A 26,285-nucleotide genomic window follows, 5' to 3' on the forward strand; every position below is an offset into this window, starting at 1 on the left:
GCCGCCCCGCCCCGTGGGTGTTCCGCCTGGTCGCCGTCGGACTCGTCCTCACCGCGCTCAACCTCCGCCCCGCCATCACCAGCCTCGGCGCCCTCCTCGAAGAGGTGCGCGACGGCCTCCACATGAGCGGCAGCGTCGCCGGCGTACTCACCTCCGTACCGCCGCTCTGCTTCGCGGTGTTCGGCGTCATGGCCCCGCGCCTGGCCCGCCGCTTCGGACCGGGCGCCGTCGTCTGCGCGGGCATGGTCGCCATCACCGCGGGCCTGGTGATCAGGCCCCTCGTCGGCGGCACGGCAGGCTTCCTCGCCGCGAGCGCGCTCGCCCTCATGGGCATCGCCGTCAGCAACGTCCTGATGCCGGTGATCGTCAAGCGCTGGTTCCCCGACCGCGTCGGCTCCATGACCGGCCTCTACTCCATGGCCCTGGCCCTCGGCACCTCGCTGGCCGCGGCCGTGACCGTACCCATGACCGAGGCGATGGGCGGCAGCTGGAAGGCCGGCCTCGGCGTCTGGGCCGCGCTCGCCGCCGCCGCGATCCTGCCGTGGATCCCGCTGGTACGGGACCGCGGCGGCGCCGCCGGACATCCCGCGGCCCACCGGACCGAGGCCCCCGCGCTCCGGATCACCCGCAGCCGCACCGCCTGGGCTCTCGCCTGCTTCTTCGGGCTCCAGGCCACCGCCGCCTACATCACCATGGGGTGGATGCCCCAGATCTTCCGCGACGCCGGTGTCCCGGCCGGCACGGCGGGAGTCCTGCTCGCCCTCACCATGGCCATGGGCGTGCCGCTCGCCTTCGTCATCCCGAGGGTCGCCGCCCGGATGAGGAACCAGGGCCCGATCGTCGTCTTCCTCGGCGCCTGCGGCCTCATCGGCTACGCGGGCCTCTACCTCGCCCCGTCCGGCGGGGCCTGGGCCTGGGCGCTGCTCCTCGGCATCTCGAACTGCGCCTTCCCGCTCGCCCTCACCATGATCGGCATGCGCTCCCGCAGCGGCGCCGGAGTGGTCCGGCTCTCCGCGTTCGCCCAGTCCACCGGCTACCTCATCTCGATCCCCGGCCCGCTCCTGGTCGGCGTGCTCTACCAGCACAGCGGCGGCTGGGGGCTGCCGATCGCCCTCATGGCGGCCCTGATGGTGCCGCAGATGGTGGCCGGCATCCTGGCGGGCCGGGACCGGACGATCGAGGACGAATGCTGAGATGCGAGACTGGGGCCATGTCTCCTGTGCTCGATCCGAATCCCCAGAACGGTCAGAAGAAGCTGCTCATGGTCTTCGGGGCCATGCTGCTGATCACGGTCGTCATCGGCGTGATCGCCTCCCTCGCCTCCCCGTGACGCACGGCCCCCGGCGCGATGGTGGGGCTAGCCCCACCATCCCCTAGGGGGCCAGGGTCAGGGTGAAGTGGGTGGGTCACCGGATGGGAGCGGCGCCCCCCGATCCGTAGGTTCTGGGTATCGGAATCCAGCACCCACGGAGGCGGACATGCCGGCCCGTACGCACACCCGCTCCACCCGCCCGGACACCGCCGGCGTCGAGGTCCGGCTGCCGTGGTGGGCCGTCGCGCTGCCCGCCGTGGCCTTCGGCGCGCTCCTCCTGCTGATCGCCGGACCGGGGCAGGCGCACGCCGCCACGGGCGATCCCGCGGTCGGCCGGTTGCTGCAGCGAATCGTGGAGCTGCTGACTCCCTGAGGTCCGGAGCACGGGGCGGGGGAGCCCTCCAACACCCTGCGCCAGGTGGCACATTTCATGCGAAGCTGAGGTGTATGAGCGTCGATACACCTCGCAGGATCGTCCTTCTCAGGCATGCAAAGGCGGAATGGTCGCAGGACTCCGACCATGAGCGGCCGCTCGCGGAGCGCGGCCGCAAGGATGCCCCCGTGGCAGGCCGCAAACTCGCCGATTCCGGAATCGTCTTCGATCTGGCCCTCTGTTCGACCGCGGCCAGGACGCGCGAGACCTGGAAGCTGGCCGTGCACGAGATGCCCGAGCGCCCCAGGACCGTGTACGAGGAGAGGCTCTACGAGGCCTCGCTCGGCGAGCTGATCGCTTTGATCAACGAGACCCCCGACGAGGTCCGCGACCTCCTGGTGATCGGCCACAACCCGGGCATGCACGCCGTCGCCGACGCCCTGGCGGGCTCTACGGAGGGTGACGCCCTGGCGCGGATGACCCGCGGCGGTTTCCCGACCGCCGCGTTCGCCGTGGTCGAGGTGCCCGGCAGCTGGAAGAGCGTGGAGCACGGCGTCGGCAAGCTCGTCGAGTACTGGACTCCGAACGACTGACCGCCCCCGGTTCATGTACAGGGCCCGGGTGCCCACGCCGAAGCGTGCGCACCCGGGCCCTGTCGCGTGCGCCGCTATTCGACGAGGCCGTCGGCGGCCTCGACCTCTTCGCGGGTGATGCCGAGCAGATAGAGCACGGTGTCCAGGAACGGCACGTTCACCGCGGTGTGCGCGGCCTCGCGGACCACCGGCTTGGCGTTGAAGGCGACCCCGAGTCCCGCGGTGTTCAGCATGTCCAGGTCGTTCGCCCCGTCACCGATCGCCACCGTCTGCGCCAGCGGCACCCCGGCCTCCGCGGCGAAGCTGCGCAGCAGCCGGGCCTTGCCCGCCCGGTCGACGATGTCCCCGGTCACCCGGCCGGTGAGCTTGCCGTCGACGACCTCCAGGGTGTTGGCAGAGGCGAAGTCGAGCCCGAGCCGCTCCTTGAGGTCGTCCGTCACCTGCGTGAACCCGCCGGAGACGACGCCCACTTGGTAGCCGAGCCGCTTCAGCGTACGGATCAGGGTGCGGGCACCCGGCGTCAGCCGGACGTCGGCACGCACCTTCTCCACCACCGACACGTCGAGCCCCGCCAGCAGCGCCACCCGCGCGTGCAGCGACTGCTCGAAGTCGAGCTCGCCGCGCATCGCCTGCTCGGTCACGGCCGCGACCTCGGCCTCGCAGCCGGCATGGGCCGCGAAGAGTTCGATGACCTCGTCCTGGATGAGCGTGGAGTCGACGTCCATCACGACGAGGCGCTGCGCCCGGCGGCTGAGCCCGGCCGAGACGACCGCCACGTCGACCCCGATCCCGGCGGCCTCGACGGCCAGTGCGGTGCGCAGTGTCTCGGTCCCGGTGCCCGACACCGCGAACTCGACGGCGGTGACCGGATACTTCGCCAGCCGGAAGATACGGTCGATGTTGCCGCCGGTCGAGGTGATCGTGGCCGCTATGGCCGCGGTCGACTCCGCGGTCAGCGGATGTCCGAGCACCGTCACATGGGAACGGCCGTCGCCGCGCGGACGGTTGTCGCCCGTGCCGGAGATGATCTCGGCCTGCAGCTTCAGCGACTCGGCCCAGCTGTGCACGGTGGCCCGCAGGTCGCCCTCGGTGGTCCCGCCCGCGGTCGGGGCGGTGACCAGCGCGCACAGGACGATACGGCCACGGGTGACGACCTGCTCGATGTCGACGACGTCGACCGAGTAGGCGGCGAGGGTGTCGAAGAGCCCGGCGGTGATGCCGGGCCGGTCCTTCCCGAAGATCTTTACCAGAAGGGTCGGCGTGTCCGCGTCCCGACGTGACTCAGGAGGCTCAGGGGACAGCGAGGACTGAGGGGGCTGAGATGCGCTCATGGTGCTCCCACCGTATCGGTCCGCGGTACGCCCCCGACGGCCCGTCCCGAGGGCCGGACAGCCGGCTGGGTGCCGGGGATATCCGCCTTCGGTGAGGTCTGCGGCGGCCCGTTGGCTGTTGTGGTGATACCTCATGAATTGGTCCGGGTCGTTCGCAACGGTGCGGTCTCGGTTCGGTCAACCTCCCGCCCGGCTTTCGCATCGGGGACTGCTCCTGGAATAGTTCGCCACGATGTTCAGCATCCCTAGACTCCCTGCAACGGGGGTAATTCGGGGGACAACTAGTGGGGCGCGGAGTGCCGGAACTCGTACTGGAATTGAATGGCAGGACCTGGACGCTCGATCCGTCCAGGTCGTACACCCTCGGGCGGGATCCGCAGGGTGACATGACGATCGACGACGCCAGAGTGTCGTGGCGGCACGCCACGATCAGCTGGAGCGGACGCGGTTGGTTCATCGAGGACCACGGCAGTACCAACGGCACGTATGTGCAGGGCCAGCGGATCCACCAGATGGAGATCGGGCCCGGCTCCACCGTGAACCTGGGCAACGCCACGGACGGCCCCCGGCTGAGCCTCAGCGGCGCCGACGCGTACAGCGGGCAGGCGGCCGCGGGCGCCCAGGCCCCGGCCCAGCAGCCGCAGCAGGCGCCGCAGCAGCAGCCGTACCCGGGACTGCACCAGCCGGGACCGGGCGGGCAGCAGCCGCCGGCCCAGCAGCAGGCCTGGCCGCAGCAGCCCCAGGCCCAGCCTCAGCAGCCCCATGTGCCGCAGCAGCAGGGCATGGCACCGGCAGCAGCGGCACCTCACGCGGGTGGCCCGGGCGGCGCGGCGGGGGCGCCGCCCGTGTACGGCGACCGCAGCCCGACCACGTTCCACCAGCTGGCGCTCGGCCGGGTGATGCGGATCGGCCGTGCGCTGGAGAACGAGCTGGTCGTCTCCGACCTCCAGGTCTCGCGTCACCACGCCGAGTTCCACGCGACACCCGACGGCCGGTTCGAGATCCGCGACCTCGGATCCCACAACGGCACCTACGTCAACGGCCAGCCGCTCTCGAAGTCGGGCTCCGCGCTCATCGGCCCGAACGACATCGTCGGCGTCGGTCACTCGACCTTCCGGCTGGTCGGCGACCGGCTCGAGGAGTTCGTCGACACCGGTGAGGTCTCCTTCGCCGCACGCCACCTCACGGTGACGGTCGACGGCGGGAAGCAGATCCTCAAGGACGTCTCGTTCGGCGTCCCGGAGAAGTCGCTGATCGGCGTCATCGGCCCGTCCGGCTCCGGAAAGTCGACCCTGCTCAAGGCGCTCACCGGATACCGGCCCGCCAACCAGGGCGACGTCCTCTACGACAACCGAAACCTCTACAAGCAGTTCGCCGAGCTCCGCCAGCGCATCGGTCTGGTCCCGCAGGACGACATCCTGCACAAGGAACTCACGGTCACCCGGGCCCTCAAGTACGCCGCCAAGCTCCGCTTCCCCGCGGACACCACGGAGGCGGAGCGCCAGGCCCGGATCCATGAGGTCCTCGCCGAGCTCAAGCTCGACATCCACAAGGACAAGAAGGTCACCTCGCTCTCCGGCGGCCAGCGCAAGCGCGTCTCCGTGGCCCTGGAGCTGCTGACCAAGCCCTCGCTGATCTTCCTGGACGAGCCGACCTCCGGCCTCGACCCGGGCATGGACCGCGATGTCATGCAGTTGCTGCGCGGCCTGGCCGACGACGGCCGTACCGTCCTGGTCGTCACGCACTCGGTCGCCGAGCTGGCCATCTGCGACAAGCTCCTGGTGATGGCGCCGGGCGGTTCCGTCGCCTACTTCGGCCCGCCGGAGGAAGCGCTCAACTTCTTCGGCTACAGCACCTGGGCCGACGTCTTCTCGGCGTTCGAGAACTACCGCGACTACGACTGGTCGGGCCGCTGGCGCGGCTCGCAGCACTACCAGATGTACGCCGCGGACATCGACGCCGTCGCCGCGCAGCCCGTGCACATGCCGCCGCACCAGCAGATGCGTCCGCCGAAGCCGCAGGGCTGGATGACCCAGCTGTGGACGCTGATGCGCCGCTACGTCTCGGTGATCGCGTCCGACAAGGGCTTCATGGGCCTGATGGTGATCCTGCCGGCGGTGCTCGGCATCGTCAGCGTGGTCATCCCCGCCGACTTCGGCCTCGCCCCGCCGAAGCCGCCGTCCCGGTTCAACGGCGACGCCGGCACGATCATGCTGATCCTGGTGATCGGGATGACCTTCTCCGCCGCCGCCAACTCCGTACGAGAGCTGATCAAGGAACGGGTCATCTACGAACGGGAACGGGCCACCGGCCTCTCCCGCTCGGCCTACCTGATGTCCAAGGTGATCGTGCTCGGCGTGATCACGGCCATCCAGGGCGTCATCATCTGCGGCATCGGCTTCGCCACCCGCGATCTGCCCGCCGAGGGCCTGATCATGCCGCCCGCCGTGGAACTCTGCGTGACGATCATCGCGCTCGGCTTCACCTCGATGATGTTCGGCCTGGTGATCTCCTCGCTGGTGAAGACCTCCGAGAAGACCATGCCGCTGCTGGTCATGTTCGCGATCGTCCAGGTCGTCTTCACCGGCATCCTCTTCCAGGTGTACGGATCGCCCGGCCTGGAGCAGTTCGCCTGGCTGATGCCGTCCCGCTGGGCCATCGCGGGCGCGGGCTCCACGCTCGACCTCGCCCACCTGATGCCGCCGTGGGACCAGAAGAACCCCACGGACCTGGACCCGCTGTGGGAGCACTCGGCCGGACAGTGGGGGATGAACGTCGCGGTGCTGCTGGTCCTCGGCATCATCTGCGGTGTGGCGGTCGCGCGACTGCTGCGCCGCCACGAGCCCGAGGTCATGCGCAAGTAGCGGCTGTCCCGCGCACAGCACGACGCCGAAGGGCGGCACCCCACGGGGTGCCGCCCTTCGGCGTCATACAGGAGCTGCTCAGTACGCGCTGTCGACGTTGTCGATCGAGCCGTACTTGTCGGCGGCGTAGTTGGCCGCGGCGGTCAGGTTGGCGACCGGGTCGTACTGGGTGTGGGGGGTACCACTGACGTGGTAGTAGTCGAAGGTCGGCTTGATGATCTGCAGCAGACCGATCGACGGCACGCCGTTCTGGGCGTTGATGTCCCAGTCGTTGATGGCGTTCGGGTTGCCGCTGGACTCACGGATGATGTTGCGGTGCAGCCCCTCGTACGTGCCAGGAATGCCCTTCTTCTTCATGATGGACAGGGATTCCTTGATCCAGCCGTCCAGGTTGTTCGCGTACACGGGGGCACGGGACTCGGAACGGCTGGCAGCGTGCGAGCTGCGCTTCTCGGCGGCCTTCTTGGCCTTCCACTTCGCGGCGGCCTTCTTCTTCGCCTTCTGGGCGTCGGCCTTGGCGACGGCGTCGACCTTCGCCTGTACGGCGGCGGCCTTCTTGGCCTTCGCGGCGTCGGCGGCCTTCACCAGCTGCTCGGCGGTGGAGTGCTGCTCGAGGATGCTGTTCTGGATGGTCCGGGCCTGCGGGGCGGCGGCGGCGGACCCGAAGACGACGGGGCTTGCGGAGAGTGCCTGAGGCTCGGTCTCGGCCTCGGCGTTACCGGGCACCAGGGACAAGGAGAGGGCAGCGGCGGCGACGGCGGAGATGCCGGCGGCGGAGAGCTTCTGGGTCTTGTTCAGGCGTCGGAGACGGCCGGGAATGCTGGACGCGGTCATATCAGGCGTACCTCTTCGAATCGCGGAAGGTCCTCACGGAGGACGAAGACGGGAGGCGGCTTCGCTTCTCCGTCGGGGACGAGTGCAATTGTTAGCGGCAGCAAAACGGCGTGGCAAAGGTGTGACGTACGAAGCCAGATAGTGGAACAGGAAGCCGTTTGAGGCCATTGATCCCTGCCCATGACCACCCAAATCGCCCTTTTCGCTCCACTAGGGGGCTTCGTAAGTGACGTGGGTCCTATGCGTGGCCTCACATCGGGCGGGCGATAAGCTCACCGTCCGTTGCTCCAGCAATGCGGAATGTTAGGTTCCGGGGGCTGTGGAGCGGCGGGTGCGGAGCGGCGGGTGCGGAGCGATCGGGCGCCGGTGGGAACGCCGCCGGCGTCCGCGGGGGGAGCGGCTCGGCTCATGGTCCTAGTCCCAGCGCCCCGGTCAGGGCCGTCCACAGCCCGATACGGGGCAGGGGGCCCGCCGGTACCTTGAGGCCATGAGCCATCGCCCTCCGTCGGGCCTCGCTGCGGTGAGTGCCGCGCTGCTCGCCATGAGCCGGCACCTCGAAATGCGGGACGTCCTGAAAACGATCGTCGCCTCGGCCCGCGAACTGCTGGACGCCGAGTACGCGGCCCTCGGGGTCCCCGACGATCACGGCGGCTTCGCCCAGTTCGTCGTCGACGGTGTCAGCGACGAACAGTGGAAGGCCATCGGCCCGCTTCCGCGCCAGCACGGCATCCTCGCCGCGATGCTCCACGAGGCGAAGCCCGAGCGACTGGCCGATGTCCGCAAGGACCCGCGCTTCGAGGGCTGGCCGGCCGCCCACCCCGACATGTCCGACTTCCTGGGGCTGCCGATCAGGGACGGCGACGACATCATCGGCGCCCTCTTCCTCGCCAACAAGCGCTGCCCGAAGCCCGAGGGCACCTGCGGATTCACCGCCGAGGACGAGGAGCTGCTGGGGATCCTCGCCCAGCACGCCGCGATTGCTCTCACGAACGCCCGGCTGTACGAGCGCAGCCGCGAGCTCACCATCGCCGAGGAACGCTCACGGCTCGCCCACGAGCTGCACGACGCGGTCAGCCAGAAGCTCTTCTCCCTCCGGCTCACCGCCCAGGCCGCCGCCGCCCTGGTCGACCGCGACCCGGCCCGCGCCAAGGGCGAGCTCCAGCAGGTCGCCGCCCTGGCGGCCGAGGCCGTCGACGAGCTGCGCGCCGCCGTCGTCGAACTGCGCCCGGCGGGCCTGGACGAGGACGGCCTCGTCGCCACCCTCCGGACCCAGATCCAGGTCCTGGACCGCGCCCACACCGCCCGCGTCACCTTCGCGAGCGCGGCGGTACGTGCCCTGCCCGCAGCCCAGGAGGAGGCGCTGCTCCGGGTCTCCCAGGAGGCCCTGCACAACGCGCTGCGCCACTCCGGCGCCGGGCACGTCGATGTCACCCTCACCCGCCGCGACGGCTCCACGGTGCTGAGGATCTCGGACGACGGCCACGGCTTCGACCCGGCGGCCACCCGCCGGGCGGGCCGGCATCTGGGCCTCGTCTCGATGCGGGACCGCGCCGACGGCGTCGGCGGCAAGCTCACCGTTGAATCGGCGCCCGGCACGGGCACCACGATCGAGATGGAGGTGCCCGGTGGCTGACAGGCTCATCAGGGTGCTGCTGGTCGACGACCACCAAGTGGTCCGCCGCGGTCTGCGCACGTTCCTGGAGATCCAGGACGACATAGAGGTCGTCGGCGAGGCGGCCGACGGCGCCGAAGGGGTGGCCAGGACGGAGGAGCTGCGGCCCGACGTGGTGCTGATGGACATCAAGATGCCGGGCACCGACGGCATCGAGGCCCTGCGCAGGCTCCGCGAGCTGGAGAACCCGGCCAAGGTACTGATCGTCACCAGCTTCACCGAACAGCGCACCGTCGTCCCGGCCCTGCGCGCAGGCGCCTCCGGCTACGTGTACAAGGACGTCGACCCGGACGCGCTGGCCGGCGCCATCCGCTCGGTGTACGCGGGCCACGTCCTGCTCCAGCCCGAAGTGGCAGGTGCGCTGCTGGCGCAGGACGAGCCGGGCAGCGGCACGGGCCGGGGGAGCACCCTCACCGAGCGGGAGCGTGAGGTCCTGGGGCTCATCGCCGACGGCCGGTCGAACCGGGAGATCGCGCGGGCCCTGGTGCTCTCCGAGAAGACCGTCAAGACACACGTCTCCAACATCCTGATGAAGCTGGACCTCTCCGACCGCACCCAGGCAGCGCTCTGGGCGGTCAGGCACGGGGCTGCGGGCTGACCGCGCGACCGAATCAACCGCGCGACCGGCTCGCCCGACCGAAACAACCCGCGCGACCCAATCGACCGCGCGACCGCAACACCCGCCCGACCGAAACAGCTGACCTAATCCGGGCGTCACCCTCCGGGCCCGGGTTTCACACTCCCGTGTGTACGTCACCCGAACGGCGCATCCTCTTCCGGCCCGGGGCGTTCTTCATGGCGTGCTGCGGCGGCTGGCCGCAGCGACGCTAGGAGGATCCTGAAGTGAAGAACCTGAAGAAGGCTGCCGCCGTCACCATGATCGCCGGTGGCATCATCGCCGCCGGTGCCGGCGCGGCCTCCGCCACCGGTCACAGCGGTGCCGGCGCCCACGGTGTCGCGGCCCACTCCCCGGGTGTGGCCAGCGGCAACCTCGTCCAGGTCCCGGTCCACGTCCCGGTGAACGTGGTCGGCAACACCGTCAACGTGGTCGGCCTGCTCAACCCGGCCTTCGGCAACTTCGGCCTGAACGGCTGACGCGCCGCGTCCACGGTGATGCCGCCGCCCGGCCCCATGCGGGACCGGGCGGCGGCATCACGCCGTCCGCCTGTGGGTTTCCCTGCGCGCAGCCACCGGGACGGCCGGACCATGCCTTCCCGGCGCCCCGCTGAGGACCCGCGGCCCGGCCCCGTGCGCCTACCGCGCCCGCTCCTCCACATACGCGTTGTACGCCGCCACCTGCGCCCGCCGGGCCACCCGCTCCACCGGCCGCAGCGCCTCCCCGCGCGCCGCCATCTCCGACGCGCTCACCGCGCCGCCGTGCCCGTTCTCCTGCGCCACCGAGACCAGCAGCCCGACCCGCTGGGCCAGCTCCAGCACCCGCACCGCCCGCGGCGGATACCCCGGGGCGAGCACCTCACGCCCCCGCTCCGCCCGCGCCCGGTACGCGTCCACCGCCGCCTCGGCCACCGGCCCCGACCCGGCCACATCGAGCCGTGACAGCAGCGCCGTCGCATCCCGCAACGCCTCGGCGAGCTCCCGTTCCGCCTCGCCCAGCGACGGCACGTCGGCCGGCGGAGCCTCGCGTACCGCCAGGCACTGCCACACCACATCGACGTGGAGGTCCCCGGCGGGCCCCGCCTCCCGCACCTCGGGCACCAGCCCGTACGGAGCACCGAAGGTGACCACGGCCTCCTCGGCCTCCAGCGCCCGGGCGTTGAAGTCCGCCGGGCCGCTGAGGCCCAGCAGGTGTCCGGGAACCGGCAGCGCGACCCGGAAGCCCGTCACCCCCAGCCCGCGCAGCCGCCCCAGGGCGAGCGTGAGACCGACCGGTCCCGCCTCACCCGGCAGCCCCTCGACGCGGTGCACCGCGTCCTGTCCGACAATGGCGAGCGCCGCGTCGTCCGGCGACACGAGCCCGGCCAGCAACGCGTTGCCCCAAGCGGCCAGCAGCCCTGAGCGTGGTTCCGAAAGCATGGCGACAGCCTAGGGGCTGTCCGGCGGGTCACGGCCGGGGTCGCGGCGTCTGGCACGGCACCTCGCGGCGTCGCCGAAACGACCGGACAGCTCCGGTGCCAGGACGCTCCGGCGCCTTGCGATGCACCCCACCAGACGCCGCGACCCCGGCCGTGACCCGCCGGACAGCCCCTAGGCTGTCGCCATGCTTTCGGAACCACGCTCAGGGCTGCTGGCCGCTTGGGGCAACGCGTTGCTGGCCGGGCTCGTGTCGCCGGACGACGCGGCGCTCGCCATTGTCGGACAGGGGACAGCGGGGCGACGACGGGCCCAGCGCCTGAAGAGCTCGCGCAGTGGCGTAGGTTTTCCCTGGGAGCTGTGCCCACAGGCACGCGACGATCTCGAGACTGCATGGGGAGACAACGCGCTCATGAGCGATGTACTGGAGCTGGTGGACGTATCAGTGGTCCGCGACGGACGCGCTCTGGTGGACGATGTCTCCTGGTCGGTCAAGGAGGGTGAGCGCTGGGTCATCCTCGGCCCGAACGGCGCCGGCAAGACCACCCTCCTCAACATCGCGTCCAGCTACCTCTTCCCGACCAAGGGCACCGCCACGGTCCTCGGCGAGCAGCTCGGCGGCGTCGGCACCGACGTCTTCGACCTGCGCCCCCGCATCGGCATCGCGGGCGTCGCCATGGCCGAGAAGCTGCCCAGGCGCCAGACCGTGCTGCAGACGGTGCTCACCGCCGCGTACGGCATGACCGCCACCTGGAACGAGAACTACGACAAGGTCGACGAGGACCGCGCCCGCGCCTTCCTCGACCGGCTCGGCATGACCGAGTACCTCGACCGGAAGTTCGGCACGCTGTCCGAGGGCGAGCGCAAGCGCACCCTGATCGCCCGCGCCATGATGACCGACCCGGAGCTGCTCCTCCTCGACGAGCCGGCCGCCGGTCTCGACCTGGGCGGCCGCGAGGACCTGGTCCGCCGCCTCGGGCGGCTGGCCCGCGACCCGTACGCGCCGTCCATGATCATGGTGACCCACCACGTCGAGGAGATCGCCCCCGGCTTCACCCACGTCCTGATGATCCGTCAGGGCAAGGTCCTCGCCGCCGGCCCCATGGAGACCGAGCTCAGCTCCCGCAACCTCTCCCTCTGCTTCGGCCTCCCGCTCGTGGTCGAGCACCAGGGCGATCGCTACACGGCCCGTGGACTGCCGCTCGGCTGAGGGGCGTTGCTCCCGGCACCGCCGGACCCGGCCGCTCGCGCACTGTCCCCGGAGGGACTCGCGGTCATACGATGACCACGTGGACATCGACGCGTGGGTGTGGTGGCTGATCGGCGCGGTGGGACTGGGCATCCCCCTCGTCCTGACCGCGATGCCCGAGTTCGGCATGTTCGCCGTCGGAGCGGTCGTCGCGGCGGTCGTCGCGGCCCTCGGCGGTGGAATCGTGGCCCAGGTCCTGGTCTTCGTCATCGTCTCGGTGGCCCTCATCGCCGTGGTCCGTCCGATCGCCAACCGGCATCGCGCGGACCGGCCCCACCTGGCCACCGGCATCGACGCGCTGAAGGGCCGTCAGGCCGTCGTGCTGGAACGGGTCGACGGCAGCGGTGGCCGGATCAAGCTGGCCGGGGAGATCTGGTCGGCCCGCGCCCTCGACGCGGAGCTGAGCTTCGAACCGGGCCAACAGGTCGATGTCGTCGACATCGACGGGGCGACGGCTGTCGTCATGTGACCGAACGACCCCCACAGCAGCGCCCGTTCTGCGAGACTCGATGTCGATCATCATGGAAACCGGACCGGCAGGACAACCGACCTGACCCACGGCCCATCCGATCTCGACCTCGCTCATCGCGATCCGTCGGCAACCGAAGGGCACGAGGAAAACGATGCAACCGATCATCATCGTCCTGATCATTCTGGTGGTGCTCGTCTTCATCGCTCTGATCAAGACGATCCAGGTCATCCCCCAGGCCAGCGCCGCCATCGTGGAACGTTTCGGCCGGTACACCCGCACCCTCAACGCGGGCCTGAACATCGTCGTCCCGTTCATCGACTCGATCCGCAACCGGATCGACCTGCGTGAACAGGTCGTTCCCTTCCCGCCGCAGCCGGTGATCACCCAGGACAACCTGGTCGTCAACATCGACACGGTCATCTACTACCAGGTGACCGACGCCAGGGCGGCGACGTACGAGGTCGCCAGCTACATCCAGGCCATCGAGCAGCTCACCGTCACCACGCTCCGCAACATCATCGGCGGCATGGACCTGGAGCGGACCCTGACCTCCCGCGAGGAGATCAACGCCGCGCTGCGCGGAGTCCTCGACGAGGCGACCGGCAAGTGGGGCATCCGCGTCAACCGCGTCGAACTGAAGGCGATCGAGCCGCCCACCTCCATCCAGGACTCGATGGAGAAGCAGATGCGCGCCGACCGTGACAAGCGCGCCGCGATCCTCCAGGCCGAAGGAACCCGCCAGTCGGCGATCCTCACCGCGGAGGGCGAGAAGCAGTCCGCGATCCTGCGCGCCGAGGGTGAGGCCAAGGCGGCCGCCCTGCGCGCCGAGGGCGAGGCCCAGGCCGTCCGTACGGTCTTCGAGGCGATCCACGCCGGCGACCCGGACCAGAAGCTCCTCTCGTACCAGTACCTCCAGATGCTCCCGAAGATCGCCGAGGGCGACGCCAACAAGCTCTGGATCGTGCCCAGCGAGATCGGCGACGCCCTCAAGGGCCTCAGCGGCGCGTTCGGGAACCTCGGCACCGGCATGCCCGGCTTCGACACCGGCGGCAAGGAGCGCCGCGAGGAGCCCCCGGTCGACTGACGTGTACATACCCTCGTGCATGATCAGTGCACCAAGCACCGATCATGCACGGGGGATTCGACGTGAACACCTGGGAGATGCTCGCCGTCTTCGTCGCGGGCATCAGCGCGGGCACGATCAACACGATCGTCGGCTCGGGGACACTGATCACCTTCCCGGTGCTGCTCGCCACCGGCCTTCCCCCGGTCACCGCGACGGTCTCCAACGCACTCGGTCTGATCCCCGGCTCCATCAGCGGCGCGATCGGCTACCGCAAGGAACTCCAGGGACAGCGCCGCCGCGTCCTCAAGCTCTCCGTCGGCGCCCTGATCGGCGGCCTCACCGGCGCCACCCTGCTGCTGAAGCTGCCGTCGACCGCCTTCGAGACCATCGTCCCGATCCTGGTCGCGCTGGCCCTCGTCCTGGTCATCCTGCAACCGCGCATCAGCAAAGCGGTCCAGCGCCGCCGTGAACACACCGGTACCCCAGCCCGCTCCGACGGCGGCCCGCTGCTCTTCATCGGCCTGATGCTCGCCAGTGTGTACGGCGGCTACTTCACCGCCGCCCAGGGGATCATCTACCTCTCCCTGATGGGCATGCTGCTCGACGACACCATGCAGCGCCTCAACGCCGTGAAGAACGTCCTGGCGGCCGTCGTCAACAGCATCGCCGCGCTCTTCTTCCTCTTCGTCGCGGACTTCGACTGGACGGCCGTCGTACTGATCGCGGTGGGTTCCGCGCTCGGCGGCCAGATCGGCGCCAAGATCGGCCGCAGGCTCAGCCCCACGTTCCTGCGCGCCCTCATCGTCACGGTCGGCACGGCCGCCATCGTCCAGCTGGTACTCCGCTGACGCGGGGAAGCCCGCTCCGCACCGGAGCGGGCTTCCCCTACGTCACCAGCCGTACGGCGGCTACGCCGCGGACTGCGCCAGCCACTCCGGCAGCGCCGACCGGTCGCCGGCCCCCAGCGCCAGCAGCATCGCGTCCGCGGGCGAGGGCACGAACGGCTGCCTCAGCAGCGGCATCCCCGCCTGCTCCGGCGTCCGCGCCGCCTTGCGGTGGTTGTCCTCGGCGCAGGAGGCCACCGTGTTGAGCCATGTGTCCTGACCGCCCTGGGCCCGCGGCACCACATGGTCGACGGTGCTCGCCCGCCGCCCGCAGTACGCGCACCGGTGCTGGTCCCGGATCAGCACACCCCTTCTGGACCACGGTGCCTGTCTTCGGAACGGCACCCGTACGTACCGGCAGAGCCTGATCACCCGGGGCACCGGGATGTCCACGGCGGCACCACGCATACGGAGATCGGGGTGCGACTGCTCGACGACGGCCTTGTCCTGAAGGATCAGCACCACCGCACGGTTCAGCGTCACCGTCGACAGCGGCTCGAAGCTCGCGTTCAGCACCAGTGTGTCCCGCATTTCGCCCACCTCCCGTGTGCCGCCCGCCCCCTGGCAGGCCCGGATCAACTCTGGCCGGGCCGGCCGTGATGGACAACGCAATAAAAAATGCCCTGCCCTGATCTCTCCAAGACCAGGGCAGGGCAAACAGGGGTGGAACCTTTGGCTTCACTCGCTCGCGGCGGGCTCCGCGTACTCACCGATCAGCTGGGCACGGCCCAGCGTGTGGAACCGCAGGTTGAAGCCGACCGCCGCGGGAGGGGTGTCGCTGTCGGGACCGAGCTTCTCGCTGTCCACCGCGTACACGGTGAACACGTAGCGGTGGTTCTCCCCGGCTGGCGGAGCGGCTCCGCCGAACTCCTTCGACCCGTAGTCGTTACGGGCCTGCACGGCCCCCGCGGGCAGTCCCTCGAACGTCCCGCTGCCCGCGCCCGCCGGCAGCTCCGTGACCGACGCCGGAATGTCGAAGACCACCCAGTGCCAGAACCCGCTGCCCGTCGGGGCATCCGGATCGAAGCACGTCACGGCGAAACTCTTCGTTCCCGCGGGGAAACCCTCCCACCGCAGCTGCGGCGAGGTGTTCCCCGCCGCGTAGACCTGTGCGTCCGCGAGCACGGCCCCCGGCGCGAGGTCCTCGCTCACCACGGTGAACGACGGGACCTCGGGATGGAAGTCGTGCGGCAGCGGGGCCCTCTTCGGCTCGGTCACGTCAGCACCTCTCCTGATCGGTTCTGCTCCCGGAAGGATTTCGGAAGGAGCCGGAACGGCTCCTTCCCTCCGACCCTAGAGCCAGTTGCGCTGCCCGCCGACCTGCGCCAGCCACTGATTGAGGTACGCCGCCCAGTCGGTCCCCCCGAAGTCGTTCAGGCCCACCTTGAACGCACGGTACGAGTCGCTGCCCTCACTGAAGAGCCCAGGCTTCTTGTCCATCTCCAGAACGACGTCCATCTCGCGGTCGTCCGCGACGAACGTCAGCTCGACCTGGTTCAGCCCCCGGTACTGCGACGGCGGGAAGAACTCGATCTCCTGGTAGAACGGCAGCCGCTGACGCGTGCCGCGGATGTGGCCGCGCTCCATGTCCGCGCTGCGGAACCCGAAGCCCAGCTGCCCGAAGGCGTCCAGGATGGCCTGCTGCGCCGGCAGCGGGTGCACGTTGATGGGGTCGAGGTCGCCCGAGTCCAGCGCCCGCGCGATCTCCAGCTCCGTGGTCACCCCGATGTTCATGCCGTGCAGGTGCTGGCCCGCGAACATCGTGATCGGCGTCTCCCACGGGATCTCGAGCCCGAACGGCACGACGTGCACCGCACCCGCCCGCACCTCGAACGCGCCGCCGAGACGCAGCTTGGTGAACTCGATGTCCTGCTTGGTCTCCTGGTCCTGGCCCTCGACCTCGACCCGGGCCTGCAGACCGACGGAGAGCCCCTCGATCTGCTGGTCCACGGACCCGCCCTGGATCCGCACCTCGCCCTGGACGACCCCACCCGGTACGACGTTGAGCTCGGTCAGCTCCGTCTCCACCGAGGCGCCACCGGCACCCATACTCGCGAGCAGCCGCTTGAAGCCCATGTTTTCTCCTCCTAGGTCCTGACCCCTACATACGCGCCATGACCGTAGTCGGTTCCCGGTAACCTCGAACGTCATGATCGATGGCCAGGACCGTACGCCGCTGACGCGGGACCTCTCCGACCGCCCCGTACCGGAGGTGGCACCGGATCCCCTGGGCCGCGTCCGGACGCGGCGCGATGGTGTCATGTACGGGCCCCCGGGCCACGCGTACGTCTACTTCACCTCCGGCACGTCAAGGCAGTCGGCATGAACGTCGATCTCCTCGCCCACCCTGCCGAACACGTCGCTCCCAAGCTGCTCGGGAGCGTGCTCAGCTGCAAGACCCCGGAGGGCACCGTGAGCATCGCCATCACGGAGACCGAGGCCTACTCCGGCGCGGCCGACCCGGCCTCCCATGCCTACCGGGGCCGGACCCCCCGTAACGCGGTCATGTTCGGACCCGCAGGTCATCTGTACGTGTACCGCTCCCACGGCCTCCACTGGTGCGCCAACGTCGTCACCGGGACGGACGGCATCGCCTCGGCCGTCCTCATCCGGGCAGGCAGGGTCATCGAGGGAGAGGACCTGGCACGCAAGCGGCGAGGGCAGAAGGTCGAGAGTCCGCGTCTCGCCCGAGGTCCGGGGAACTTCTGCCAGGCACTGGGCATCACGGGAGAGCACAACGGCGCGGATCTCCTGGCAGGTTCCTCGGTCATGTTGTCCGAGGGGGAATCGGTATCGGCCGCGCTCATCCAGATCGGTCCGCGGGTAGGCGTGAGCAAGGCCCACGACTGGCAACACCGGTTCTACCTCGCCGGTGATCCGACGGTCTCGGCGTACCGACTGAGCCCGCGTGCCAAACCGCCCGCCGGAGCCTGAGCCACTGCGCGCCTTGCGCACGGCCGGCGGTGAGCGCGCGGCTCGGAACCTGTGGCCGGTTCTCGGCCCGCAGCGACCGGGATCCGGCCAAAGACCCCGCCCGCCTCGCGGCGGCGCTGGACATCGACCGGGCACTCGACGGCACCGCTGCCGTCGCGCACCCCGGTGCACACCTCTTCCTACTGCACGGCTCTTCTCCACCCCCCGACCAGGCACGCAACGGTCCGCGCACGGGCGTGGGCGGTGACGGAGCGGCGCTCCGGTGGCGCTTCCGGACCGAGGGGCCCGGCGGTGAGCCCGTACCGCGCCCACGCACCACTCCGTCGGCCGACTTGACTCGCCCTTGGGGGACGCCTAATGTAGTCCGAGCCGCTTGACACGAGTACAGCTTTTGGTTCGGTCCATCGGATCGCACGCCGGGCAACTCGAAGCGGCCAACCACTACCTACGACTCACCCTTGAGGGTGCGAGTTTCGGCATGCCGAAATTCTTCTCCAGGACTCGATTATGAGTCACCGAGGAATTCGGCTAAAGTAGTGGACACGCCGAAAGGGAAACGCGAAAGCGAAGAACTGAAAGCGGAAATGCAAGACCCGCTTCGACCGGGAATCGGACACGAAAGAGTCTGATAGAGTCGGAAACGCAAGACCGAAGGGAAGCGCCCGGAGGAAAGCCCGAGAGGGTGAGTACGAAGGAAGCGTCCGTTCCTTGAGAACTCAACAGCGTGCCAAAAGTCAACGCCAGATATGTTGATACCCCGACCTGTTTCGGCAGGTTCGAGGTTCCTTTGAAAGTCCTGGCAGGCCTTCGGGCTTGGCAGGCAATGCACACAGCGAGGACATAGCGAACGACCGGTCCTATTCCGACTTGGTTGTTCCGCTCTCGTGGTGTCTACCCGATTACGGGAAAACATTCACGGAGAGTTTGATCCTGGCTCAGGACGAACGCTGGCGGCGTGCTTAACACATGCAAGTCGAACGATGAAGCCTTTCGGGGTGGATTAGTGGCGAACGGGTGAGTAACACGTGGGCAATCTGCCCTTCACTCTGGGACAAGCCCTGGAAACGGGGTCTAATACCGGATAATACCTTCTCTCTCATGGGGGAAGGTTAAAAGCTCCGGCGGTGAAGGATGAGCCCGAACTCGGGGCGGTGGAGCGGCCGTTGATCATGGCGGTGGGCAGTCTCGTACCGCATCACGGGTACGGCACGCGGCCGAGACGGCGACGGCCGCACACGGGCTCAGCGACCGGCCCTGGTACGACGCCCGGCGGCTCGACATCGATCTGCTGCTGTGGCGGCTGCGGGACCACCCGGACCTGGCCGCGTTCGTCGAGCGGGCGATCGGCCCGCTGCGCGATCACGACCGCACTTCGCGCCCGCCGCTGCTGCCCACGCTGGAGACGTATCTGGCCCACGCGGGCCGCAAGGCGGAAACGGCACGTGAGCTGCATCTGAACCGTCAGACCCTGTACAACCGGCTGGCCCGCATCGGTGAGCTGCTCGGCACCGATCTCGACGACCCGCAGGCCGTCCTGGCACTGAGCCTGGCCCTGCGCGCCCGCCGCCACGCGACCTGACCGGCGGTCTCAGCGGGTACGGGCCGTTGCCAGCGGCTGAATCAACTCGTCGTACACGCTGAGCACTTGGGCGATCGTGTCGTCCTCGGTCGGCCAACTCGCCGCCTGCCGGAGGCCGGCGGCCGCCAGCCGGTCCCGTTCCGCCGGATCGCCGAGCAGGCGGGCCACGGCCCGGGCGAGCGCCTCCGCGTTCGCGTACGGCACGAGTTCCGCGGCGTCGCCCACGAGTTCGGGTACGCCACCGACGGCGGTGGCGACCAGCGGCACACCGATCCGCAACGCCTCCTGGGCCAGCAGCGACCGCGCCTCCCAGCGACTGGACATCACGACCAGGTCGGCGGCAGCCAGGAGTTCGGGGATGTCGGTGCGGCTGCCGATCAGCGAGACGGGCAGGTCCTCGGCCTTGATCCGGCGCCGGAGCGCCGCCCGCTCCCGTCCTTCGCCCGCGACGACCAGCAGGGGTACGGGGTCGAGCCGCCGCCACATCCGGGCCGCGTCGAGCAGCGTGCCGTACCCGTGATGCGGTACGAGACTGCCCACCGCCATGATCAACGGCCGCTCCACCGCCCCGAGTTCGGCGCGCACCTTTCCGTCGGGAGCGGGCGGGGGATGCCGGGGTGCGGGTACGGCGACGGGCGCGAGGCGGGCGTCGCGCGCACCCCGGCGCCGGGCCCGGTCGACCAGGTCCGACGAGGCGCCGAGCACCACGGACGCCGCCCGGGCGGCTCTCCGCTCCAGCAGGTGGACCAGTCGGCGGCGCGCGCCCTCGGCGTGGGTCCTGGTGTGCCAGGTGACGACGAGCGGTACCTGCCGGCCGCCGAGCGCCAGTGCGGCCCGGACGGCGGCGTGCAGTCCGTGCGCGTGCACGACGTCGGCACCCGCGCCACCCCGGCCCGCAGCGCCGCGGCGACCCGGTCGGCCACCGCCGTACGTTCCGTCTCCGTGCGCAGCCCCAGCAGCAGCGGTACCCGGCCCTCCACCGGCCGCACGCCGAGCAGCACCGGCACACCGACCGAGGACAGCTCCTCCAGCACCGCGCGCGCCAGCAGGGCCCAGTTGCCGGAGGGCGAGAGCTCGGGAGCCAGCCGCATCACCACGGGAAGCAGCGGCATCTGGCCCGGCCTGAAGCCCAGCACGCGGGCCTGCGCCGGCGCGTCCTCGGGGGCGATCCGGCCCTCCGCGAGATCGGTGAGGAAGTCCCCGCGGCCGCGCGCCGCGAGCTCCTCCTCCTGGCGGGCCTGCATCAGTACCACCGCGAGGATGCCCGCGGCCCGCTCCGCCGCCATCCGGTGCACCGGCACCAACGGGCCGTCCACCGCCAGCAGGACCAGCCTGGCCCGTACCGAACCGGTCCCCGGACCGCCGCCCGGCACATCCACGAGCACCGCGCCGACGGGCGGCGACTCGCGGGCCGCACGGTCGCCGCGCATCCCGTCCCAGACCTGGAGCGGATCGGCGGAGACCGGGCCCGACTCGGTGCCCGCCGCGTACAGCAGCTGGCCGTCCGCCGTCTCCAGGAAGACCGGATTGGCCGTGAAGTCCGCCAGGATGCCGAGCACCTGCGGCACCCCGCCGCCTCCGAGCAGGGCCTGGGTGCAGCGGCGGTGGACCTCCTCGGCCTGCTGGAGGAGCGCGTAGTGACCGTTGACGATCTCGGTGTGGATCTCCTCCGTCACCGTCACGAACGGCACCTCGCGGTGCAGCTGGACCAGCGGCAGTCCGGCCGCGCGGGCGGCGTCCACGATCGACGACGGCAGCCTGCTGAAGCGCGGACCGAGCTCCACCACGAGGGCGGCGATGCCCCGGTCCGCGAGCCGGCGGACGAACGCGCGCTGCTCGGCGGGGCGGGTGCCGAGCCCCAGGCCGGTGGTGAGGAGCAGTTCGCCGCCCTTGAGCAGCGACGCGATGTTGGGGACCTCGCCCGCGTGCACCCAGCGCACGGTGCGGCCCAGCCGCTCGGCCCCGGTCACCACCTCGGGGAGTCCGCTGCGCAGCCCCGGCAGCTCAAGGGCACGCTGCACGGTGATGCCGCCTCGGGTCTCCACTGACTATGGCCTCGCGCTTCACGTCGTCCGGACCGGGCGGTCACGCGATTGCGGCCGCCCTGGTCAGGAAGGTACCGGCCCGGGGCGCGCGCGGCTCCGGGCGGGGGCTGCCCTGGGGATCCGCCCGGTCGTGACGGCCCGGAGGCGGAGGCCGGCAGACGCGGTGGCACCGCGGCGGACCCGTACCCGGCCCACCGCGTACCCGGCCCCTCGCGCACCCGGCCCACCGCGTACCCGGCCCACCGCGTACCCGGCCCGGGCACGGCGTTGGGCCGCCGCCGGCCCGGGTGCGCCCCGCCCGCCGCCGGCCCGTACGCCCCGCCCGCCGTCAGCCCACGTACGCCCCGCTCGCCGTCAGCCGCAGCGCCGTGTCGATCAGCGGCACGTGACTGAAGGCCTGCGGGAAGTTGCCGACCTGGCGCTGGAGCCGCGCGTCCCACTCCTCGGCCAGCAGGCCCAGGTCGTTGCGCAGGGACAGCAGACGCTCGAAGAGCTGGCGGGCCTCGTCGACCCGGCCGATCATCGCCAGGTCGTCCGCCAGCCAGAACGAGCACGCCAGGAACGCGCCCTCGTCGCCCTCCAGGCCGTCCACGCCCGCGTTCTCGCCCGAGGTGGGGTAGCGCAGCACGAAGCCGTCCTCGGTGGACAGCTCGCGCTGGATCGCCTCGATGGTGCCGATGACCCGTTTGTCGTCGGGCGGCAGGAAGCCCATCTGCGGGATCAGCAGCAGTGAGGCGTCCAGCTCCTTCGACCCGTAGGACTGGGTGAAGGTGTTGCGCTCCTTGTCGTAGCCCCGCTCGCAGACGTCCCGGTGGATGTCGTCGCGCAGTTCGCGCCACTGTTCCAGCGGCCCGTCCGTGTCGCCGGACTCGATCAGCTTGATGGTCCGGTCGACCGCGACCCAGGCCATCACCTTGGAGTGCACGAAGTGCCGGCGGGGACCGCGGACCTCCCAGATGCCCTCGTCCGGCTCGTCCCAGTGCTTCTCCAGGTACTCGATCAGCTTGAGCTGGAGACCGGTCGCGTAGTCGTTGCGGGTCAGGCCCGTCATGTGTGCCAGGTGCAGCGCCTCGGTGACCTCGCCGTACACATCCAGCTGGAGCTGGCCCGCGGCGCCGTTGCCGACGCGGACCGGGCCGGAGTTCTCGTACCCGGGCAGCCACTCCAGCTCGGCCTCGCCCAGCTCGCGCTCGCCCGCGATCCCGTACATGATCTGCAGGTTCTCGGGGTCGCCCGCCACCGCGCGCAGCAGCCATTCGCGCCAGGCGCGGGCCTCCTCGCGGTAGCCGGTGCGCAGCAGCGAGGAGAGGGTGATCGCGGCGTCGCGCAGCCAGGTGTAGCGGTAGTCCCAGTTGCGGGAGCCGCCGATGTCCTCCGGCAGGGAGGTGGTCGGCGCGGCGACGATGCCGCCGGTCGGCGCGTACGTCAGGGCCTTCAGGGTGATCAGCGAGCGGACCACGGCCTCGCGGTAGGGGCCGTGGTACGTGCACTGGTCCACCCACGCGCGCCAGAAGTCCGCGGTGGCCTCCAGGGAGCCCTCCGGGTCCGGGAGTGCGGGCGGTTCGCGGTGCGAGGGCTGCCAGCTGATGGTGAACGCGATCCGGTCACCCGGGGCCACGGTGAAGTCGGAGTACGTGGTCAGGTTCTCGCCGTACGTCTCCGCGGGGGTGTCGTACCAGACCGAGTCGGGGCCCGCGACGGCGACCGTACGGCCGTCCACCTTGTGCACCCAGGGGGTGACGCGCCCGTAGCTGAACCGCATCCGCAGCTCCGAGCGCATCGGCACCCGGCCGCTGATTCCCTCCACGATCCGGATCAGCTGGGGCGCGCCGTCGCGCGGCGGCATGAAGTCGGTCACTCTGACCGTGCCGCGCGGCGTGTCCCATTCCGATTCCAGGATCAGTGAGTCCCCGCGATAGCGGCGACGGTCCGCCGACGGCGGTTCCGTGCCCTCCGCGCGGGCCGGTCCCAGGCGCCAGAAGCCGTGCTCCTCGGTGCCCAGCAGTCCCGCGAAGACGGCGTGTGAATCGAAGCGGGGCAGGCACAGCCAGTCGGCCGTGCCGTCCCGGCAGACCAGGGCGGCGGTCTGCATGTCTCCGATGAGTGCGTAATCCTCGATGCGCCCGGCCACGTGCATCTCCAGTCGAACGGCCATGTCGCCCCGTGGGGCATTACTGCGGGTCAAGAGGTCGTTGCAAGGGGTTGATGTGGGGGTACCTGCGAACGCGTACCTCGCCCGGAGCGAGTATCCGAGCAGGATACGACGCACCCGGGTGATCCGCGCGACGCTCTTGACAACCGGGATGAGCCGAACGAGTGGGGTGTGAGAGACGTGCGGTGATCCCGTGACCCCAGTGTGCCGGGAGTGGCCGGAAGCAGGCTCCCGTCGTCGCTGTTACCCTGGTAGCCCGTGGACGGTGGTCGTCAGCGAGAGCAGACGAGGCCCCCGAACCGCAGCGACGGCACCTCCGGAACCCTCCGGACGGGAACGCCGGTACGCACCTCACGATCGCGACCACGGGAGCCCCCTTTGGCTATGCAGCCCACATCCACGACGACCAAGCACATCTTCGTCACCGGGGGTGTCGCCTCTTCCCTCGGCAAGGGTCTGACTGCCTCCAGCCTCGGTGCCCTGCTCAAGGCGCGCGGCCTCCGGGTCACCATGCAGAAGCTCGACCCGTACCTGAACGTCGACCCGGGCACGATGAACCCGTTCCAGCACGGCGAGGTGTTCGTCACCAACGACGGCGCCGAGACGGACCTGGACATCGGCCACTACGAGCGCTTCCTGGACGTGGACCTCGACGGTTCCGCCAACGTCACCACCGGCCAGGTCTACTCGACGGTCATCGCCAAGGAACGGCGCGGCGAGTACCTCGGTGACACCGTGCAGGTCATCCCGCACATCACCAACGAGATCAAGCACCGCATCCGCCGCATGGCCACCGACGACGTCGACGTCGTCATCACCGAGGTCGGCGGCACGGTCGGCGACATCGAGTCCCTGCCGTTCCTGGAGACCGTCCGCCAGGTCCGCCACGAGGTGGGCCGGGACAACGTCTTCGTCGTGCACATCTCGCTGCTGCCCTACATCGGCCCGTCCGGCGAGCTCAAGACCAAGCCGACCCAGCACTCCGTCGCCGCCCTGCGCAACATCGGTATCCAGCCGGACGCCATCGTGCTCCGCGCCGACCGTGACGTACCGACCGCCATCAAGCGCAAGATCTCGCTGATGTGCGACGTCGACGAGGCCGCCGTGGTGGCCTGCCCCGACGCCAAGTCGATCTACGACATCCCGAAGGTCCTGCACTCCGAGGGCCTGGACGCCTACGTCGTGCGCAAGCTCGACCTGCCGTTCCGCGACGTCGACTGGACCACCTGGGGCGATCTGCTGGACCGGGTCCACAACCCCGACCACGAGGTCACCGTCGCCCTGGTCGGCAAGTACATCGACCTGCCCGACGCCTATCTCTCGGTCACCGAGGCCATCCGGGCCGGCGGCTTCGCCAACAAGGCCCGCGTCAAGGTCAAGTGGGTCGCCTCCGACGACTGCAAGACCCCGGCCGGTGCCAAGAAGCAGCTCGGCGACGTCGATGCCGTCTGCATCCCCGGCGGTTTCGGCGAGCGCGGTGTCATCGGCAAGGTCGGCGCCATCCAGTACGCCCGCGAGAACAAGGTGCCGCTCCTCGGTCTCTGCCTGGGCCTCCAGTGCATCGTGATCGAGGCGGCCCGCAACCTCGCCGAGATCCCCGACGCCAACTCCACCGAGTTCGACGCCGCCACCGCCCACCCCGTCATCTCGACGATGGAGGAGCAGCTGGCGTACGTCGAGGGCGCGGGCGACCTGGGCGGCACCATGCGCCTGGGCCTGTACCCGGCGAAGCTCGCCGAGGGCTCGCTGGTCCGTGAGGCCTACGACGACCAGCCGTACGTGGACGAGCGCCACCGCCACCGCTACGAGGTCAACAACTCCTACCGCGCCGAGCTGGAGAAGAAGGCCGGTCTGGTCTTCTCCGGCACCTCCCCGGACAACAAGCTCGTCGAGTACGTCGAGTACCCGCGCGAGGTCCACCCGTACCTGGTCGCCACCCAGGCGCACCCGGAGCTGCGCTCCCGCCCGACCCGCCCGCACCCGCTCTTCGCGGGCCTGGTGAAGGCGGCCGTCGCACGCAAGACGGGCGCCAAGCCGGTTAAGTAACCGCATCCCCGCAAGCGTTACGGTTGACCGGGGTACGCATCCTTCGAGGACGCGTACCCCGGTCACTGTTTTTTGTGGGAGGACGTAGATGGGTTTCCAGGACACGCCCGAGGAATGGCCGGTCACCGCGACCGAGACGCCGTTCCGGGGCAAAAAGACCAGCGTCCGCACCGACGACGTCGAGATGCCCGACGGCACGATCGCGCGCCGCGACTACCAGGTCCACCCCGGCTCGGTCGCCGTGCTCGCGCTCGACGACGAGGACCGCGTCCTCGTCCTGCGCCAGTACCGGCACCCGGTGCGCCACAAGCTGTGGGAGATCCCGGCCGGGCTCCTCGACGTACCCGGCGAGAACCCGCTGCACGCCGCGCAGCGCGAGCTCTACGAGGAGGCGTACGTCAAGGCCGAGGACTGGCGGGTGCTGACCGACGTCTACACGACGCCCGGCGGCTGCGACGAGGCCGTACGCATCTTCCTCGCCCGGAACATCTCCGAGGCGGACGGGGAGCGCTTCGCCGTCTCCGAGGAGGAGGCCGACATGGAGCTGGCCCGGGTGCCGCTCCAGGACCTGGTGCGGGGCGCCCTCGCCGGGGATCTGCACAACAACTGCCTCGTGGTGGGGGCGCTCGCGCTCACGGCGGCGCTCGCGGGCGACGGGGTCGACTCGCTGCGGCCCGCGGAGGCGCCCTGGCCCGCCCGGCCGTTCGAGGCCTGACTGACTGCCGGCCTGCCTGGCAGTCAGGCGGCGCGTCGGTCTGGCAGCCTGACGGTACGTCGGTACGTCGGTACGTCGGCCTGACGGAACGCCCGGCGATGCTTGGCGCAGGCCGGCCGCTACGTCTTCGCGC

25 protein-coding genes, 2 pseudogenes and 1 other annotated feature are annotated in these 26,285 nt (G+C 70.3%); of the genes and pseudogenes, 18 read left to right on the forward strand and 9 right to left on the reverse strand.

Features of this window, described 5'->3' with window-relative positions:
• The 4 genes from EAO72_RS05235 to EAO72_RS05245 form a co-directional block, all read left to right on the forward strand.
• A partial coding sequence (locus EAO72_RS05235) for a CynX/NimT family MFS transporter (protein ID WP_148016430.1) occupies positions 1 to 1,193 on the forward strand: 1,193 nt, incomplete at its 5' end.
• 26 nt (positions 1,194 to 1,219) lie between these two features.
• Complete coding sequence (locus EAO72_RS42810; protein ID WP_261991352.1) at positions 1,220 to 1,330, forward strand: SGM_5486 family transporter-associated protein; 111 nt, start codon at positions 1,220 to 1,222, stop codon at positions 1,328 to 1,330.
• Positions 1,331 to 1,478: 148 nt separating this feature from the next.
• On the forward strand, positions 1,479 to 1,685 hold the full coding sequence (locus EAO72_RS05240; protein WP_148016009.1) for a hypothetical protein: 207 nt from the start codon (positions 1,479 to 1,481) through the stop codon (positions 1,683 to 1,685).
• Positions 1,686 to 1,759: 74 nt separating this feature from the next.
• Positions 1,760 to 2,278: a SixA phosphatase family protein gene (locus EAO72_RS05245; protein ID WP_148016010.1), complete on the forward strand. Its 519-nt coding sequence runs from the start codon at positions 1,760 to 1,762 to the stop codon at positions 2,276 to 2,278.
• Positions 2,279 to 2,352: 74 nt separating this feature from the next.
• On the opposite strand, the gene serB is transcribed toward EAO72_RS05245, so the two are convergent.
• On the reverse strand, positions 2,353 to 3,609 hold the full coding sequence (gene serB / locus EAO72_RS05250) for a phosphoserine phosphatase SerB (protein WP_148016011.1): 1,257 nt from the start codon (positions 3,607 to 3,609) through the stop codon (positions 2,353 to 2,355).
• Between the two features lie 284 nt (positions 3,610 to 3,893).
• On the opposite strand from serB, the gene EAO72_RS05255 reads away from it, so the two are divergent.
• Positions 3,894 to 6,473, forward strand: coding sequence for an ABC transporter ATP-binding protein/permease (locus EAO72_RS05255; protein ID WP_148016012.1), 2,580 nt, complete (start codon positions 3,894 to 3,896; stop codon positions 6,471 to 6,473).
• Positions 6,474 to 6,551: 78 nt separating this feature from the next.
• On the opposite strand, the gene EAO72_RS05260 is transcribed toward EAO72_RS05255, so the two are convergent.
• Positions 6,552 to 7,307: a transglycosylase SLT domain-containing protein gene (locus tag EAO72_RS05260; protein ID WP_148016013.1), complete on the reverse strand. Its 756-nt coding sequence runs from the start codon at positions 7,305 to 7,307 to the stop codon at positions 6,552 to 6,554.
• A gap of 487 nt (positions 7,308 to 7,794) precedes the next feature.
• Between EAO72_RS05260 and EAO72_RS05265 the strand changes: the two genes are divergently transcribed.
• The 3 genes from EAO72_RS05265 to EAO72_RS05275 all read left to right on the forward strand — a co-directional run bounded on the left by EAO72_RS05265 (position 7,795) and on the right by EAO72_RS05275 (position 10,074).
• A complete protein-coding gene (locus EAO72_RS05265) occupies positions 7,795 to 8,940 on the forward strand; it encodes a GAF domain-containing sensor histidine kinase (protein ID WP_148016014.1) in 1,146 nt (381 codons plus the stop codon).
• Positions 8,933 to 9,577 carry a response regulator gene (locus EAO72_RS05270; RefSeq protein ID WP_148016015.1) on the forward strand — a complete coding sequence of 215 codons (645 nt, stop codon included), beginning with the start codon at positions 8,933 to 8,935 and terminating at the stop codon, positions 9,575 to 9,577. Before EAO72_RS05265 ends, EAO72_RS05270 begins: the two co-directional genes overlap by 8 nt.
• A 245-nt stretch (positions 9,578 to 9,822) precedes the next feature.
• Positions 9,823 to 10,074, forward strand: a complete 252-nt coding sequence (locus tag EAO72_RS05275; RefSeq protein ID WP_148016016.1) for a chaplin family protein — start codon at positions 9,823 to 9,825, stop codon at positions 10,072 to 10,074.
• Positions 10,075 to 10,233: 159 nt separating this feature from the next.
• On the opposite strand, the gene EAO72_RS05280 is transcribed toward EAO72_RS05275, so the two are convergent.
• Complete coding sequence (locus EAO72_RS05280) at positions 10,234 to 11,013, reverse strand: hypothetical protein (protein WP_148016017.1); 780 nt, start codon at positions 11,011 to 11,013, stop codon at positions 10,234 to 10,236.
• A 409-nt stretch (positions 11,014 to 11,422) separates the two neighbouring features.
• Between EAO72_RS05280 and EAO72_RS05285 the strand changes: the two genes are divergently transcribed.
• From EAO72_RS05285 to EAO72_RS05300, 4 genes are all read left to right on the forward strand, one after another.
• On the forward strand, positions 11,423 to 12,220 hold the full coding sequence (locus EAO72_RS05285) for an ABC transporter ATP-binding protein (protein WP_148016018.1): 798 nt from the start codon (positions 11,423 to 11,425) through the stop codon (positions 12,218 to 12,220).
• Between the two features lie 79 nt (positions 12,221 to 12,299).
• Entirely contained in the window at positions 12,300 to 12,728 is a 429-nt protein-coding gene (locus tag EAO72_RS05290; RefSeq protein WP_148016019.1) for an NfeD family protein, read from the forward strand.
• Between the two features lie 154 nt (positions 12,729 to 12,882).
• Entirely contained in the window at positions 12,883 to 13,815 is a 933-nt protein-coding gene (locus tag EAO72_RS05295; protein WP_148016020.1) for an SPFH domain-containing protein, read from the forward strand.
• Positions 13,816 to 13,877: 62 nt separating this feature from the next.
• Entirely contained in the window at positions 13,878 to 14,645 is a 768-nt protein-coding gene (locus EAO72_RS05300) for a sulfite exporter TauE/SafE family protein (protein WP_148016431.1), read from the forward strand.
• 60 nt (positions 14,646 to 14,705) lie between these two features.
• Here the strand turns inward: EAO72_RS05300 and EAO72_RS05305 are convergent, their stop codons facing one another.
• From EAO72_RS05305 to EAO72_RS05315, 3 genes are all read right to left on the reverse strand, one after another.
• Entirely contained in the window at positions 14,706 to 15,212 is a 507-nt protein-coding gene (locus tag EAO72_RS05305; RefSeq protein WP_148016021.1) for an HNH endonuclease, read from the reverse strand.
• A 147-nt stretch (positions 15,213 to 15,359) separates the two neighbouring features.
• Positions 15,360 to 15,899 carry a YbhB/YbcL family Raf kinase inhibitor-like protein gene (locus EAO72_RS05310; RefSeq protein ID WP_148016022.1) on the reverse strand — a complete coding sequence of 180 codons (540 nt, stop codon included), beginning with the start codon at positions 15,897 to 15,899 and terminating at the stop codon, positions 15,360 to 15,362.
• A 75-nt stretch (positions 15,900 to 15,974) separates the two neighbouring features.
• Positions 15,975 to 16,757: a sporulation protein gene (locus EAO72_RS05315; protein WP_148016023.1), complete on the reverse strand. Its 783-nt coding sequence runs from the start codon at positions 16,755 to 16,757 to the stop codon at positions 15,975 to 15,977.
• Between the two features lie 73 nt (positions 16,758 to 16,830).
• Between EAO72_RS05315 and EAO72_RS05320 the strand changes: the two are divergent.
• The 4 genes and pseudogenes from EAO72_RS05320 to EAO72_RS43990 form a co-directional block, all read left to right on the forward strand.
• Positions 16,831 to 16,986, forward strand: a pseudogene (locus EAO72_RS05320) (DNA-3-methyladenine glycosylase); the annotation flags it as partial.
• A gap of 17 nt (positions 16,987 to 17,003) precedes the next feature.
• Positions 17,004 to 17,615 (forward strand): DNA-3-methyladenine glycosylase, encoded by a 612-nt coding sequence (locus EAO72_RS05325; RefSeq protein WP_148016025.1) that lies wholly within the window; start codon positions 17,004 to 17,006, stop codon positions 17,613 to 17,615.
• Positions 17,616 to 17,644: 29 nt separating this feature from the next.
• A complete protein-coding gene (locus EAO72_RS05330) occupies positions 17,645 to 17,992 on the forward strand; it encodes a DNA-3-methyladenine glycosylase (RefSeq protein WP_410090054.1) in 348 nt (115 codons plus the stop codon).
• Between the two features lie 543 nt (positions 17,993 to 18,535).
• Positions 18,536 to 18,948 (forward strand) — a sequence feature (16S ribosomal RNA rRNA prediction is too short).
• Between the two features lie 75 nt (positions 18,949 to 19,023).
• Positions 19,024 to 19,194: a helix-turn-helix domain-containing protein gene (locus tag EAO72_RS43990; RefSeq protein WP_410090117.1), complete on the forward strand. Its 171-nt coding sequence runs from the start codon at positions 19,024 to 19,026 to the stop codon at positions 19,192 to 19,194.
• A 9-nt stretch (positions 19,195 to 19,203) separates the two neighbouring features.
• Here the strand turns inward: EAO72_RS43990 and EAO72_RS05345 are convergent, their stop codons facing one another.
• From EAO72_RS05345 to EAO72_RS05355, 3 genes and pseudogenes are all read right to left on the reverse strand, one after another.
• Entirely contained in the window at positions 19,204 to 20,250 is a 1,047-nt protein-coding gene (locus EAO72_RS05345; RefSeq protein WP_148016026.1) for a glycosyltransferase family 4 protein, read from the reverse strand.
• A 653-nt stretch (positions 20,251 to 20,903) separates the two neighbouring features.
• A pseudogene (locus EAO72_RS42815) lies at positions 20,904 to 21,239 on the reverse strand (PucR family transcriptional regulator ligand-binding domain-containing protein); the annotation flags it as partial.
• 328 nt (positions 21,240 to 21,567) lie between these two features.
• A complete protein-coding gene (locus EAO72_RS05355; RefSeq protein WP_148016432.1) occupies positions 21,568 to 23,370 on the reverse strand; it encodes a glycoside hydrolase family 15 protein in 1,803 nt (600 codons plus the stop codon).
• A 405-nt stretch (positions 23,371 to 23,775) separates the two neighbouring features.
• Here EAO72_RS05355 and EAO72_RS05360 point away from each other — a divergent pair, with 405 nt between their 5' ends.
• Both EAO72_RS05360 and EAO72_RS05365 read left to right on the forward strand, forming a co-directional pair.
• Entirely contained in the window at positions 23,776 to 25,437 is a 1,662-nt protein-coding gene (locus tag EAO72_RS05360) for a CTP synthase (RefSeq protein ID WP_148016028.1), read from the forward strand.
• An 88-nt stretch (positions 25,438 to 25,525) separates the two neighbouring features.
• Complete coding sequence (locus tag EAO72_RS05365) at positions 25,526 to 26,152, forward strand: NUDIX domain-containing protein (protein WP_148016029.1); 627 nt, start codon at positions 25,526 to 25,528, stop codon at positions 26,150 to 26,152.
• Positions 26,153 to 26,285: the final 133 nt, after the last annotated feature.

Source organism: Streptomyces sp. OR43 (assembly GCF_008042275.1).
Classification (GTDB): Bacteria; Actinomycetota; Actinomycetes; order Streptomycetales; family Streptomycetaceae; genus Streptomyces.

Bases quoted from the DNA above. Each gene is read 5' to 3' on its own strand.
- EAO72_RS05295 (WP_148016020.1), top strand. From the start codon at position 12,883: ATGCAACCGATCATCATCGTCCTGATCATTCTGGTGGTGCTCGTCTTC.
- EAO72_RS05285 (WP_148016018.1), top strand. From the start codon at position 11,423: ATGAGCGATGTACTGGAGCTGGTGGACGTATCAGTGGTCCGCGACGGA.
- EAO72_RS05315 (WP_148016023.1), bottom strand. From the start codon at position 16,757: ATGGGCTTCAAGCGGCTGCTCGCGAGTATGGGTGCCGGTGGCGCCTCG.
- EAO72_RS05280 (WP_148016017.1), bottom strand. From the start codon at position 11,013: ATGCTTTCGGAACCACGCTCAGGGCTGCTGGCCGCTTGGGGCAACGCG.
- EAO72_RS05360 (WP_148016028.1), top strand. From the start codon at position 23,776: ATGCAGCCCACATCCACGACGACCAAGCACATCTTCGTCACCGGGGGT.
- EAO72_RS05240 (WP_148016009.1), top strand. From the start codon at position 1,479: ATGCCGGCCCGTACGCACACCCGCTCCACCCGCCCGGACACCGCCGGC.
- EAO72_RS05265 (WP_148016014.1), top strand. From the start codon at position 7,795: ATGAGCCATCGCCCTCCGTCGGGCCTCGCTGCGGTGAGTGCCGCGCTG.
- EAO72_RS05325 (WP_148016025.1), top strand. From the start codon at position 17,004: ATGAACGTCGATCTCCTCGCCCACCCTGCCGAACACGTCGCTCCCAAG.
- serB (WP_148016011.1), bottom strand. From the start codon at position 3,609: ATGAGCGCATCTCAGCCCCCTCAGTCCTCGCTGTCCCCTGAGCCTCCT.
- EAO72_RS05260 (WP_148016013.1), bottom strand. From the start codon at position 7,307: ATGACCGCGTCCAGCATTCCCGGCCGTCTCCGACGCCTGAACAAGACC.
- EAO72_RS05245 (WP_148016010.1), top strand. From the start codon at position 1,760: ATGAGCGTCGATACACCTCGCAGGATCGTCCTTCTCAGGCATGCAAAG.
- EAO72_RS05305 (WP_148016021.1), bottom strand. From the start codon at position 15,212: ATGCGGGACACACTGGTGCTGAACGCGAGCTTCGAGCCGCTGTCGACG.
- EAO72_RS05365 (WP_148016029.1), top strand. From the start codon at position 25,526: ATGGGTTTCCAGGACACGCCCGAGGAATGGCCGGTCACCGCGACCGAG.